The 13,636-nt window shown below is 57.5% G+C and carries 11 protein-coding genes; 5 read left to right on the forward strand and 6 right to left on the reverse strand.

The window, feature by feature from the left end; genetic code table 11:
• Positions 1–72: 72 nt before the first annotated feature.
• The 3 genes from AACZ19_RS02510 to AACZ19_RS02520 are packed head-to-tail and all read left to right on the forward strand — an operon-like array spanning position 73 to position 4,007.
• Positions 73–1,224 (forward strand): acyl-CoA dehydrogenase family protein, encoded by a 1,152-nt coding sequence (locus AACZ19_RS02510; RefSeq protein ID WP_339630808.1) that lies wholly within the window; start codon positions 73–75, stop codon positions 1,222–1,224.
• Positions 1,221–2,279, forward strand: a complete 1,059-nt coding sequence (locus AACZ19_RS02515; protein ID WP_339630810.1) for an acyl-CoA dehydrogenase family protein — start codon at positions 1,221–1,223, stop codon at positions 2,277–2,279. Before AACZ19_RS02510 ends, AACZ19_RS02515 begins: the two co-directional genes overlap by 4 nt.
• Before the next feature lie 39 nt (positions 2,280–2,318).
• Positions 2,319–4,007 carry an amidohydrolase family protein gene (locus AACZ19_RS02520; RefSeq protein WP_339630812.1) on the forward strand — a complete coding sequence of 563 codons (1,689 nt, stop codon included), beginning with the start codon at positions 2,319–2,321 and terminating at the stop codon, positions 4,005–4,007.
• 27 nt (positions 4,008–4,034) lie between these two features.
• Here the strand turns inward: AACZ19_RS02520 and AACZ19_RS02525 are convergent, their stop codons facing one another.
• Positions 4,035–4,820 carry a short-chain dehydrogenase/reductase gene (locus tag AACZ19_RS02525; RefSeq protein WP_339630814.1) on the reverse strand — a complete coding sequence of 262 codons (786 nt, stop codon included), beginning with the start codon at positions 4,818–4,820 and terminating at the stop codon, positions 4,035–4,037.
• A 216-nt stretch (positions 4,821–5,036) separates the two neighbouring features.
• Here AACZ19_RS02525 and AACZ19_RS02530 point away from each other — a divergent pair, with 216 nt between their 5' ends.
• The gene (locus tag AACZ19_RS02530; RefSeq protein ID WP_339630816.1) at positions 5,037–5,612 is read left to right on the forward strand and encodes a methyltransferase domain-containing protein; all 576 of its coding nucleotides are present in this window, start codon (positions 5,037–5,039) and stop codon (positions 5,610–5,612) included.
• A gap of 15 nt (positions 5,613–5,627) precedes the next feature.
• Here AACZ19_RS02530 and AACZ19_RS02535 read toward each other — a convergent pair whose 3' ends face one another.
• Positions 5,628–6,959 carry a TetR/AcrR family transcriptional regulator gene (locus AACZ19_RS02535; protein ID WP_339630818.1) on the reverse strand — a complete coding sequence of 444 codons (1,332 nt, stop codon included), beginning with the start codon at positions 6,957–6,959 and terminating at the stop codon, positions 5,628–5,630.
• 42 nt (positions 6,960–7,001) lie between these two features.
• Positions 7,002–7,706 (reverse strand): transglutaminase family protein, encoded by a 705-nt coding sequence (locus AACZ19_RS02540; protein WP_339630820.1) that lies wholly within the window; start codon positions 7,704–7,706, stop codon positions 7,002–7,004.
• Positions 7,707–7,906: 200 nt separating this feature from the next.
• Here AACZ19_RS02540 and AACZ19_RS02545 point away from each other — a divergent pair, with 200 nt between their 5' ends.
• A complete protein-coding gene (locus AACZ19_RS02545) occupies positions 7,907–9,574 on the forward strand; it encodes an NAD(P)/FAD-dependent oxidoreductase (protein ID WP_339630821.1) in 1,668 nt (555 codons plus the stop codon).
• A gap of 4 nt (positions 9,575–9,578) precedes the next feature.
• Here the strand turns inward: AACZ19_RS02545 and AACZ19_RS02550 are convergent, their stop codons facing one another.
• The 3 genes from AACZ19_RS02550 to AACZ19_RS02560 all read right to left on the reverse strand — a co-directional run bounded on the left by AACZ19_RS02550 (position 9,579) and on the right by AACZ19_RS02560 (position 13,622).
• A complete protein-coding gene (locus AACZ19_RS02550; RefSeq protein ID WP_339630823.1) occupies positions 9,579–10,553 on the reverse strand; it encodes an NADPH:quinone oxidoreductase family protein in 975 nt (324 codons plus the stop codon).
• Between the two features lie 87 nt (positions 10,554–10,640).
• Positions 10,641–11,675, reverse strand: a complete 1,035-nt coding sequence (locus AACZ19_RS02555) for a TAXI family TRAP transporter solute-binding subunit (protein WP_339630825.1) — start codon at positions 11,673–11,675, stop codon at positions 10,641–10,643.
• A gap of 39 nt (positions 11,676–11,714) precedes the next feature.
• Entirely contained in the window at positions 11,715–13,622 is a 1,908-nt protein-coding gene (locus tag AACZ19_RS02560; protein WP_339630827.1) for a TRAP transporter fused permease subunit, read from the reverse strand.
• Positions 13,623–13,636 lie beyond the last annotated feature (14 nt).

A 13,636-nucleotide genomic window follows, 5' to 3' on the forward strand; every position in this document is an offset into this window, starting at 1 on the left:
CAAAATAGGGCACAACAACAAAAAGAACGGGGCCGGACAATACCGCCCCCCCCAAAGAGAAACCGGTTTCATATGCAGTACTTCAATTTTGATCCCTACAGCCTTCCGCCGGAGGCCGAGGAACTTCGTAAAGAGGTTCGTGCTTTCCTGAAAGAGGAACTCGCAGACTATCCGGCGGTACTCCGCTCCCGCTCCTGGTCCGGCAAGAGCGCCGAATTCTCCCGGAAAGTGGGGGCGCGTGGCTGGATCGGCATGACCTGGCCGAGAAAATACGGCGGCGCGGAACGCTCCTTTTTCGAGCGTTATGCCTTTCTGGAGGAGGTGCTGGCCTATGGTGCCCCGGTGGGCGGTCACTGGATCGCCGACCGGCAAAGCGGCCCGACAGTAATGCGCTTCGGAACGGAAGAACAATGCCATCGCGTCCTGCCCGGCATCATCAAGGGCGAATCCTTCTTCTGCATCGGCATGAGCGAACCGGACAGCGGCTCCGACCTCGCCTCGATCCGCACCAAGGCAGTAAAAACCGATGGCGGCTATGTCATCAACGGATCGAAAATCTGGACCACGGGGGCCGAGAGCTGCGACTGGATGATCGCGCTGGTGCGCACCGGCAGCAATCCGGAAAACCGCCATCAGGGCATGAGCCAGTTCCTGATCGACCTGAAAAACTCCAAAGGACTGACCATCAGCCCGATCAAGAATATGGCCGGGGAAGAACATTTCAATATGGTGGTGTTCGAGGATGTCTTCGTGCCTGACGAGAACCTTATCGGCGCAGAGGGCGACGGCTGGAAACAGGTGACGGCAGAGCTCGCGTTCGAGCGGGCGGGGCCGGAACGCTACATGTCTTCTATCCAGCTGTTGATCGAGATTATCCGCGAGGCGAAACTTCAACCCGATACCCGCGCGCAGGAACAAATCGGGCGTCTTGTCGCCCATCTCGCGACCATGCGGCGGATGTCGATTTCCGTCGCCGGAAAGCTGGAAACGGATTCGAATCCCGCACTGGAGGCGTCGGTCGTGAAAGACCTCGGTGCCGTGTACGAACAGGCTATTCCGGAAATTGCCCATCGGATCGGCCGAGGGGAAGCGAGCATGACCGCCCTCTCTGATTTCGAGCAGGTCCGCGCCTATCTTACGCAGGCAGTGGTGTCCTTCTCCTTGCGCGGCGGAACACGGGAAATTCTGAGGGGAATTATTGCAAGGGGGCTCGGCCTGCGATGAATGAAATGCGTCAGATCATGGCAGATACGGTTGAAAAGCTGTTCACCGAGCATGTCACAAAGAGCCTGAAGGAATCCGCGGAAGCCTCTGACTTTCCGGAAAAATTATGGAATGCAGTTGAGGAAAACGGACTCCTGCATATTCTCGTGCCAGAGAATTTCGGCGGCGTCGGCGCGGAGTTCGCGGACGCCGAGGTCATTGCCCGCGGTATTGGCCGCCATGCGGTTCCGATGCCGGTGGTGGAGAGCATTCTCGCCAACTGGATTTTGGTGAGTGCCGGTCTTGATATCCCCACCGGGATGACCGTGCTCGCGCCCGTCCGCGCGGACGAGGCGCTGCCCCTCGCAGGGGACAAGGTTCGCGGCACGGCGACCCGCGTGCCCTGGGGCCGGACGGCGGCACAGGTTGTGGTGATCACCACAGAGGGAGACGTCGCCCTGATGACGGCGGGTTCTTACAGCGTGACCGAGAACCAGAATATCGCGGGCGAGCCGCGCGATACGCTCGTCTTTGAGGGGGCCACCCCTGCCGCCACGGGCCGCCTGCCGGGCGGACTGACAGCGGCCTCTGTCTTTGCCCTCGGGGCGATGATGCGCTCGGCGCAGATGGCCGGGGCGATGGAATGGATACTGGAGGCCAGCGTGCAGTATGCCAATGACCGGAGTCAGTTCGGCCGGCCCATCGGGAAATTCCAGGCTATCCAGCAGAGCATGGCGGAACTTGCGGGACATACGGCGGCCTCCGGCGCGGCCTCAACCGGCGCATTTCAAGCGGCCGATCTTGCTGTAGCGTCAGGGCATGACAGCACCTTCGAGATTGCCGCGGCCAAAACCCGGATCAGCGAGGCCGCAGGCATCGCCGCCGCGATCTCCCATCAGATTCACGGCGCTATCGGCTTTACCTATGAGCATGACCTGCATTTTCGCACCCGGCGGCTCTGGTCGTGGCGCGACGAGTTCGGTTCAGACAGCTACTGGGCGGACTGGATCGGCGGCAGCATACTGGAACAGGAGGCCGACGATCTCTGGCCGTGGCTGACAACCCGACCGACGTAGAACAACAGCAGACAAACTGCAAAACGGGAGAATACGGGAATGACACTCGATATCAAAATCACCGGCGGAACGATCATCGACGGCACCGGCTCCCCCGGCTATACGGGTGATATCGGCATTTCGGACGGACGGATTGTCGCCGTCGGACAGGTTGCCGAAGATGCCGATCAGGTCATTGATGCAAGCGGCCTGACGGTCACGCCGGGGTTTGTCGATATCCATACCCATTACGATGCGCAGGTCATCTGGGACCGGATGCTCTCCATCTCTCCCTGGCATGGCGTCACCACGGCGGTGATCGGCAACTGCGGCTTCGGTGTCGCCCCAACCCGGCCCGCGCATCGCACCAGTATCATGCGCACACTGGAAAAGGTGGAGGGCATGTCCTATGACGCGCTGGCGAGCGGCCTTGGCGATGACTGGCCGTTTGAGAGTTTCCCTGAATATATGGATGCGATCGAGGCGCGCGGCACTGCCATCAATCTTGCCGTCTTCGCCGGACATACGCCGATCCGCACCTATGTCATGGGAACAGAGGCGGTGGAGCGTACCGCCAATGACGACGAGATCGAGGCCATGGCCGATATCGTGCGCGGCGCCATGGAGGCCGGGGCCATCGGCTTTTCCACATCGCAGGCGACCACCCATCACGGCTATGGCGGCAATCCGGTGCCGAGCCGCCTCTCCGACATGATCGAGATCGACAGCCTCGTCTCCGCTGCCAAGATTTCCGGCGCCAAGATCATCCAGGCAACCGTCGGCCCGACCCTGTTTCATGATCAGCTGGCCCTGCTCGCCCGCAAGCATGATATCCCGGTCACCTGGACGGCGCTCCTCTCGGGCATGTCCGGTCCCGGATCGCACCGCAAGCATCAGAAAATTACCAATGATCTGCGGGCCGATGGCACGAAGATCCATCCGCAAGTCGCCTGCCGCCCGATCAATTTCGATTTCGAGTTCAATGAACCCTTCCCCTTCGAGATGCGGCCCCTGTTCAAGCAGGTCATGAAAGCGGATCGGGAGGGACGCAAGACAATCTATCGCGATCCCGAATTCCGCAACCAGTTCCGCGAGGATACGGCGGAAGGCGCGCGCAATGCCCTTGCAGGCTGGGTTGAGCGGACGGTAATTTCCATGGCGCCGGACAACCCGGAATGGGAGGAGCAGCCGCTTCGTGAGGTTGCGGAAAGCGTCGGTAAGGATCCGGTTGATTTCGTGCTGGACCTGTCACTGGAGACGGACTTCACCGCCCGCTTCCGCTTCGCCATTGTCAATTATGACGAGGAAGAAGTCGCCGAGCTGCTACAAGACGACAACCTGATCCTCGGCCTGTCCGATGCCGGCGCCCATGCCAGCCAGCTCTGCGATGCCTGTTATTCGACCCATCTTCTCGGCCATTGGGTGCGCGAACGCGGCACGCTCACGCTGGAAAAAGCCATCCATATGCTGACGCAGAAACCGGCGGAGTTGTTCGGTATCGCGGATCGCGGCGTCCTCAAAGAGGGCGCGTTCGCTGATGTGGTCATCCTCGATCCGGCGACGGTCTCGGCGGGCAAGCTGCAACGGGTCCATGACCTGCCGACCGGGGCGGACCGCCTGATCTCACCGGCGAGCGGGATCAAGACGGTGATTGTCAATGGCAAGGTCTTGCTGGAAGAGAACCAGACCGCCATCCCCGAAGCGGCGGCACTTCCCGGTAAACTGCTTCGAAATGGCGCGGCTGCCTGACAGCTTCAGGCGGCGGGCGGCCAGGCATCAGGAGAAGCTACCCATATTGCCGCCATGGCCGCCATCGACATTGACCACGGAGCCACTGACAAAGCTGGCGCGATCGGAAGCCATGAAGGTCACCACATTGGCCACCTCCTCCGCCGTCGCGGCGCGCCCGCCTGGCAGGTTGCCAAGATAGCTCTGCCAGCGGTCGGGATCGCCAAACTCCTTCTCCGCCCGGGTCCGCATCAAGGTCTCGATCCGGTCCGTCGAAACGGCCCCCGGGCTGACGGCGAGAACCCGCAGCCCGTCATTGAGGCTGCGCCCGCCAACCGCCTTGCTGAAGGCATTGAGGCCCGCGTTCCCCGTCGTGCCCGCGACATAGCCCGCATCGAAGCGATCTGCCGCAAGGCCAGTGACATTGATGATCACGCCATACCCGCGCTCCTTCATCTGCGCATAATAGGCGCGACACAGGTTGATATAGCCGAATACTTTCAGATCCCATGCCTCCCGCCAACGGGCTTCGTCAATTGAGAGAAGATCGCCCGCTGGAATGGCGCCCGCATTGTTGACGAGGATGTCGGGGAGCGGCGTTGCCTCTGTCAGCGTCTTGATGCTGCCGCTGTCACTCAGATCAAGGGCGGAATATGTTACCTCAACATCCGTGGCCGCCTTGATGTCCGCCGCCGTCTTTGCCAGGAGGTCCTCGTTTCGCGCCACTAGATGCACGGTACAACCTTCCGCCGCCAGTCCCCGGGCGACCGCGGCCCCAATTCCCTTTGATCCGCCGGTGACAATGGCGCTTTTCCCGTCAAGGCCTAAATTCATTTTTCCCTCCTTATTCCGTCTTTTTTTTCTCGTTTTTACTATGGCATGTTTTATCCGTACGGGATCCCCGATTTATGGCTTTCTCCTTACTTTTCGGCCCTGCGCGCGGTATCAATGTCTTTGCACTAACCGCAGTTTATGATTTAATTGCCAGACTCGCCATCCACCTGCGCGTAGTTCCTGATCACAATCCGGTCGTATGGAGGGCCCGGCTTTTTGTATCAACCATTCGTGCTCGCCCTGTTACGCAGCCCCCGACAAGTCGGCGCCGTCGCCCCCAGCGGACCATTGCTGGCGCGGGCCATGGCAGACGCAGCAGAGCCCGCCGGCAGACGGATTCTGGAGATCGGACCCGGCACCGGCGTCATCACCGAAGCGCTGCTCGACCGCGGAGCCGCGAAGCATGAACTTTACCTGCTCGAGCGGGATATCACCCTCGCCACCTATCTTGGCCGCAAGTTCCCTGACATCAATGTCATTGTCGGGGATGCCCGTACTGTCTCGAACCTGATTACTCCGGATAAGGCCGGCAGCTTTGATGTCATTGTGTCCAGCCTGCCGCTTCTGAACATGAAGGAAGCGGACAAGGTTTCCATACTGAAACAGCTTTTTGCCTTGCTCGGGCACAACGGTGTGCTAATTCAGTATACCTATTCCGCAAAAGCCCCTATCGCTCCCATCCTCGCAACCCGCTTCGGCATAAAGGGAACGCGAATGACCACGATTTTCCGGAATCTTCCCCCGGCACGTGTCTGGAAATATTGCCGCGATCACGAGGCGGAGGTTCAATAGCTTTCAGTCATCTAGTCACGTGGACTGCTGAGTTTCTGCTCTATTTGCCGCCTTTCTCGTAGCGATGCCTTCCAGAAACAAGATGCGCTGCGCCGCGATCACCTCATCCAGTGACCTGAAATTCTGCGCCGTTTCGCGTTCAGGATCGAACCAGAGGACGGTCCAGTTCAACGCGCCGAGCATCAGCTGGCGTAGGGAAATCAGGTCGAGGTCAGCGCGAAGGTCGCCGTCGGCCTGCGCCCGGTTGAGGCTACGGTCCCAGACGGCAGTATATGCCTGGCGGCTGGGTCTATGACGCAAGCTGATCTCTTTGGGAAGCTGGCCGTAAAGCCGGATATTGGTGGATATAAATTCGCTGCTTGCATAGAGATGTAGCATATGGGCCCGGATGCCAGCCGCCAGCCGACTGCCGTGATCGGGAAATTCAGAGTCATTATCCAAAACGGCACCAACGCCGTCGGTGATTCCCCGCAGGCCCAACGCCAAAACCTCATCGATGATCTCCTCTCTCGAGGAGAAATGATAATACAGGCTCCCGGCTTTAACGCCCGCCGTCTCGGCAATGCGGCGCAGGGTACATCTGTCATAGCCGCGTTCGCAGAGAACCTGCGATGCCGACAATATAATAACGGTTCTCGTTCTCTTGGACTTTGTGTGGCCTTTTTCGATCTCTGACGCCGGATCAACAAGGAGTGGCTCATCCGTCCATGTCGGGACCTTGTTAGCCGGAGAGAGCATCCCATCCAGCAATAGATTTGCCGATTTCTCGGAAAAATCGCGTAGAGGGTAACGGGTCGGATCGAACCATTCCACCGTCCAGTTCAGGGCGCCGACAATCAACCGCTGCAGCAGTGACAGATCAACGTCGTCCCGAACGTCACCAGCCGCCTGCGACCTCGCCAGCAGTTTCTCCCAGAGGTCACCGTAGGCTTGAAAAGACGGTCGGTGACGTATGCGCAATGCCCCGTGCAAAGTCGAGAAAGTTCGCATGGTTGCAGCCGGGAAATCGCCATCAATCAGGATGCAGCATAAATGCGCATAGATCATGGCATGGAACGTCTCGCGAAAGCCTGCCTCACGCTCTTCGCAGTCCCGATAGACAGCCGACACGACGTCCAGTGCCTGCCGAAGCCCGAGGTCAAGCACATCTTCGAGAATATCTTCCTTGGACGCGAAATAATAATACAGGCTCGCCGACTCAATACCGGCGGCGGCGCCGATCTCCTTGAGCGTGGAGGCGGCGTAGCCTTTTTCCCGGAACTGCCGCGCTGCAGCCGCAAGGAGCAGTTTACGGGTTTCTACAGATCGGCTGCTTCTGCCTTTTTTCCGGCCCCGTCTTTCCTGCATCAACACACCTGTACTGGCAAAAAGTCAGGATAGCTCGCGGATTTAGGAGGTAAAGCTATCTTTTATATTGTCCCGCTCAGCCTTGGCCTTATTGGCAAAGGCCACCATGCCCGGATAGGCGGCCTTAAAATCCGATAGAAACGTTTCCATCGGGGCATCGACAAACAGGCCCCGGTCGTTGACATATTCCATATGCTGGCGGTTCTTTTCATCATACTCATGAAAAAGGGCGTCCCGCGTCCCATCGAAAACGAGTGGCTTGACGCCAAATCTCTTGCAGAGTTCCATGTTGAACGCAGGGGTGATCTTGAAACTTTCCGCGCCCAGCCAGAGCTGCACATAACCATGATAGACAAACAGGTCCGATCCCATCAGCTCCGCCAGTTTCGGGGTATTCAGGTGATTGCGCACGTCAGCAAAGCCAAGCGCCGCCGGAATGCCCGCCGCCCGCAAACAGGCCGTCAGCAGAATGGCCTTCGGCACGCAATAGGCCACGCCTTGCGTGGCGACGGCGCTCGCACGGTAATCTTCGGGATCCATCGACGCGGAATAAGGATCATAGCGGATTTTATCGCGGACCGCATCAAACAGGCAGATTGCCTTGTCCTTGTCTGTTGCGTCAGACGGCAGATCTGCAAGGGCATCCGTCACAAACGCCTGGACTTCGGGCGCCGCGCTATCCACATAGTCTGCGGACTGAAGATATTGTCTTGCCTCATCGGGAAGGTTGTCATGTGGCGCCGTCATTCTTTATCCTTTTATAGCGATCGGATGTCGACCCCCTCCTCATTGATTACTGCCTCCTCCGGGGTCTGTCAATTGATGTCAATGCGCGAACAGCCCGCGAAAAGTTACATGTGACAAGGGCGTCAATGATCAGTAATATAATAGACTGCTGATCTTTATTTGCGAACCGGCAAGAATATTAACAAGACCAGGAGCAAAACATGACCCAACGGCCAGAAACGGATTATGAAGTTATTGTCATCGGCGCAGGGGTGGCCGGCATCTACCAGATCAAGCGCCTCATCGACCATGGCATCCGTGCCACCGTGCTGGAGGGCAGCGATAACCTCGGCGGGACATGGTATAACAACCGTTATCCGGGCGCCCGCTTCGATTCGGAAAGCTACACCTATGGCTATTCCTTTTCCGATGAGGTGCTCAAGGAATGGCACTGGAAAGAGCGGTTTTCGAGCCAGCCGGAGAATCTCCGCTATCTCAACTATGTCGCGGACAAGTTCGATCTGCGCAAGCATATGCAGTTCAACAGCAAGGTTGAGGCGGCGCATTTTGATGACGACAAGGGCATCTGGCAGCTTCGCCTGAGCGATGGCAGGGAGATGAGCAGCCGCTTCGTCATCATGGCGATTGGCCTGCTGTCCCAGCCGACCCTCCCCAACATTCAGGGGATGGATGATTTCAAGGGCCCGTCCTTCCATACCTATTACTGGCCGCATGAGGGGATCGATCTCAAGGGCAAGAAAGTCGGGATTATCGGCACCGGCGCGACCGCCATCCAGATCATTCCGGTCATCGCCGAGGAGGCCGAAGAGCTTTATGTCTTCCAGCGCCGCCCGAACTGGAGCGCGCCGCTGAATAACAGCGAAATATCTGATGCAGAAATGACGGATATCCGATCCCGCTATGACGAGATTTTTGAAAACTGCAGCCTGTCGCCGGGCGGCTTTGAACATCGGCCGGACCGCCGGTCGTTCTACGATGTGTCGCGGGAAGAACGACTGGCGCTTTGGGACAGGCTCTATGACGAACCCGGTTTTGGCATCTGGCTCGCCAATTTTCGTGAAATTTTCATGGATGAGGCCGCCAATGCAGAATTTTCTGAATATATCGCCGACCGCATTCGCCAGCGCGTGAAGGACCCGGTCACTGCCGACAAGCTGATCCCCAAGGATCACGGCTTCGGCGTGCAGCGGGTGCCGCTGGAGACGCGGTATTTCGAAGCCTATAACCGCGACAATGTGCATCTGATCGATATTCAGGAGAGCCCGCTGGAGCGGGTGACGGAAAGTGGCCTGCGCACCGCCGCCGGGGATCATGATCTTGATGTCATCATCTATTCGACAGGATTCGACGCCATGACCGGCGCGTTTGATCACATTGATATCCTGGGTGTGGACGGCGCGTCGCTCAAAGACAAATGGTTTGAAGCACCCGCCACCTTCCTTGGCATGATGGTGCATGGTTTTCCCAACCTGCTGATGCCGAACGGCCCGCAAAGCGGCTCCGCCTCCACCAACTATCCGCGAGGAATTGAGAGTGGGGTCAATTGGTTAATGGATCTTCTTGAATTCATGCATGAACATGGTTACACGCGCGCTGAACCGACCGAGGAGGCCGAACAGCAATGGACCGCCGAAGTCGTGGAAATGTACAAGATCATGCTGATGCGCAAGGCGAAATCCTGGTTCACCGGCTATAATTCCAACGTCAAGGGACATGAGGCCGGACGGGTTCGCCATCTCGTCTATAACGGCGGGACACCGAAATATATGGCGCGGATAAATGCGGTCGCGGCCAATGATTATGACGGCATCCGCTTTGAGGCGGACCCGGCGCTAAGCGAGGAGGAAACGGCCCGTTCTCTCGCCTGAAACCTCAGGCGAGCCTGACAACGGCCTTGCCGATCATCTGCCGGTTTTCGATCTTGAGCATGGCGTCAGGTACTGTTTCGAGGCCATCGAGAGGTTCCGTCGGAACTTTCAGCGCGCCATCGCGGATCGCGCCCAGAACAACTTTCGCCGCGAGGGCGAGCCGCGCCGGTTTCTGCCACCGGTAGTACCCAAGCACCACGCCGAGAACGGCGCGGTTCTTGACCAGCAGCCGGTTGGCGGCAAATTTGGGGATACCGCCGCCGGCGAAACCGATCACCAGATAGCGCCCGTCCCAGTCAAGGCAATTGGCGGCGATGTCGGCAAAGTCGCCGCCCACCGGATCGAGAACGATATCCACGTCCCGCCCGTCATTGGCCGCCTTCACGCGATCACGCAAATCATCGCCATAGAGAAGCGCCGTGTCCGCTCCGGCGGCGAGACAGGCTTGCGCCTTTTCAGCATCGCTGACGGCAGCGATTACCTTGGCGCCATGAAACTTGGCAAGCTGCACGCCCGAGAGGCCGACGCCACCCGCCGCGCCACCGATCAGGACCGTCTCACCGGGTTTTATCTGACCCTTTTCCGTGAGCGCAATTTCCGACGTGAGCGCAACCGACAGGAGCGCTGCCGCAGCAAGGGGATCGCAGCCATCGGGTAACAGGAAGACTTCATTCACCTTGGCGCAGACATATTCCGCATGGCCGCCATCATAAACCAGCGCCGCCACTTTATCGCCAATACGAAAGCCCTCTACACCGGGGCCGAGGGCGGAAATAATCCCCACTACTTCCATGCCGGTCGAGAACGGAGGTTCATGCTTGTTCTGATGCTTGTTTCGGCTCATCAGGACATCAGCAAAACAAATGCCCGCGGCTGTCACCTGAATCAGGACTTCCCCCGTTTCCGGAGTTGGTGCCTCCACCTCCATCACGCTGAGGGAGAGAGGGCCATCATACTCTGTACAGATAAGAGCGCGCATTCTTAACTTCCTTATTCATAAAATAACCCCAAACATGAATTGCACCGCCGCGCCTCAGCGCAAGCGGTGCAGTCCGTGGGAGAAACCTTATTTCGCTTCCGGCGGAATGATATCTTCCGGAATATCGACGCCGATTTCTTTATAGTATTTATAGGCACCGATATGCAGCGGCATATTCATCTGCTTCAAGGCGTTCTCAGGCGTAATGACCTTCATCCAGGCGGCCGCCTGAACAAGCTCTGCGTTATGCGTCAGAATTGCCTTGGTAATGTTATAAGCATCCTCTTCGCTCATCCATTTATTCGTGCCAAGTCCGACCAGTGAATTCAGGACGCGAACGTCCGTTTCATTGACGAGGTTTTCATAGAGACCTTTTGGCAGCATAATAAACTCACGACCCGGCAAACTCGACGCAGCCTTCATATCTTCGGACTCAAGCGCTGAATCAGGAATGCCGAGAATCCGGATATCCCCGATGGTCGAGAGCTGGGCCATTTGCGGGCTCGGGACGGAGGTTGGAACGAAATATGCGTCTAGCTGTTTGTCCTGGAAAGCCTGCAAAGCTGAGTTAAAGTCAAGATTGATGGCATCATAATCCTTCTTCGGCTCATAACCCGTTGAGCCTCTAATGATTTGCTCCGAGACAGTCCGTGCGGCGCCGGAAGGAGGACCAGTAAAGACGCGTTTTCCCTTTAAATCTTCGAACGACTTAATGCCGGAATCAGCCCAGACAACCGCATGATACGGCCCGATCGGATAGTTCAGGAGGCCACGAAGCTCGGAGAACAGCTCCTTCGAATCTTCCATCTTGGCATACATCTTGGTGCCGGTTTTCATGAAATGGTTGATGGACACGGCGGTCACGAACAGATCAAGATCCCCTTTGGCCGCGTCAACAGCCTGACGTGTCGCCGGAGCGCCGGTCGAAAGCTGGATTTTATAGCCATAGGCCTTTTTCAGGATTTCAATCGCCGCAATGGAGAAGGTTGTTGTCGAGTTTGCCGCGCCGAGAGACGCCATTTTAAACGACTCGGCTGCATTCGCAGTGTGCGATATCGATAGTGTCGCAGCCAGTCCGAAAGCAGCGGCCCCCATTGTTTTAAGTAAGCTTCTTCTTTTCATTACTCTCTCCCTTTTTTATTGGATTAACGGTGATAGTTTCTAGTTTTGCAATTTACGACGGGACCGGATGGTTCCGAAGGTAATCAAGGACAGTCCGATTGCCAGAAAAGCAATCTGCAAAGTCGGTATCTGGATGAGCAAGCCGGCCCCTGCCAGCCCCCTCAATAGTCGCTCCGGCACACCGAGATCTTGTCGTTCATATCCAATCAGCGCCGTGTTGATAAGCCAGATCGCAAGAGACAGGCATATGGCAACCCGTACAAAGCTCATCGCATCGAAGGTCTCGCCAACCAGTAACAATGACGGCTCATAGATGAAGATAAACGGGATGATAAAGCCAACAAGGGCAATTCGTACTGCATAGACGGCGGTTGTAAACGGATGGGCGTTGGCAATAGGTGCCGCAGCGAACGCCCCGATGGCGACCGGCGGTGTAATAGCGGACAGCACGCCGAAATAAAATACGAACATATGCGTGGCCAGAAGCTCTGCGCCCATTCTCTGCATCACCGGGCCGAGAACGAGGATAATGATGAGGTAGGCTGGCAAGGTCGGCATGCCCATGCCCAGAACAAGCGCAGCCAGGGCCGTTGTTACCAAGGCCGCCATCAGCGAGAACTCGCTGAATTCCGCCACCACGGAGGCAAACGAAATACCCAGTCCGGTCAGGTTCAGGACACCGATAATGACACCGATGCAGCCAACGGCGACAATGATCCAGGCGCAGGATCGGCCCGCCTTTACCAGTGCGGTCCAGATTATCGCAGGATTTTCGCGGTTTTTCTTGTTGAAGATGCCCAGAATGACTGCCGCAACAATTGCCCAGAATCCGGCCAGCGCGGGGGAGCGGCCCATCACCAGCACAAAAACAATTGTCGCAATGGGAATTATAAACATGAGACAGGCCAGCAGATCCTTGCGGTTGAGCGGTGGCCGTTCCGATTCCGGCAACGGCTCAATCCCGTCAGCACCGGCCTGAATAGAGATGGAGGCAAACAGCGAGCCGTAATAAAACAGCGCCGGAATCAAGGCCGCGATACAGATCGTCGTATAAGCCTCCCCCGTCAGGTCGGCCATCAGGAACGCGGCAGCACCCATCACAGGCGGGACAATCTGTCCGCCGGTCGAAGCGGCGGCTTCGATACCGCCCGCCATCGGACCGGAAAAGCCGCGACGCTTGATCATTGGAATGGTGAAAGAGCCGGTGCCCACCACATTGGCCGTCACGCTGCCGGACATACTGCCGAACACGGCGCTGGCAACAACGGCGGAATGGGCTGGGCCGCCGCGGGTTTTACCGGTCAGCGCCACCGAGGCGCGTATCAGGGCGTCACTAGCGCCGGTGCTCTCCAGAATGACGCCGAATACGACGAAGATCAGCACAACCTGCAGCACAACGCCCATCGGCAGGCCAAAGACCCCCTGAAAACTGTACCAGATCGTCTGCATAGATCGATTGAGGCCGAAACCTGAATGATTGAGAAAGCCCGGAAGAAACTCCCCATACAGACAATAAAGAATGCCGAAGGCTGCAATAATCACGATCGGCAGGCCAAACAGGCGTCGCGTTGCTTCCAGCAGGACAATCACTGCGGCAAAGGCAATTGTGATATCGTTTGGATCATACTCGAATATGGTTTCCTCAATGAGGATCTGAATCTCGATAAACTTGAGCGTGCCATAAACATAAATGGCGATCAGGATCAGATCGATGCCCCACAGAAGCCAGACAGGCATATTTCTGATCACCGCGTGACGGCTACCCTGAACCCTTTGCGCAAGCGGATTGCCGAGCAGGGCGACAACCACGGCACCGCACAGAATCCAGGACCGCCCATAGGTAATATCCCAGCCACCGTAGAGGGCGACATATATCGCTTGCAGCGCCAGCACGGACGAGGTTAATGCAACAATCCAGGTCGTGAGAGATTTAAAACTCAGGCTCACCGAAACGCTCCTCT

The organism is uncultured Sneathiella sp. (genome assembly GCF_963973085.1).
Classification (GTDB): domain Bacteria; phylum Pseudomonadota; class Alphaproteobacteria; order Sneathiellales; family Sneathiellaceae; genus Sneathiella.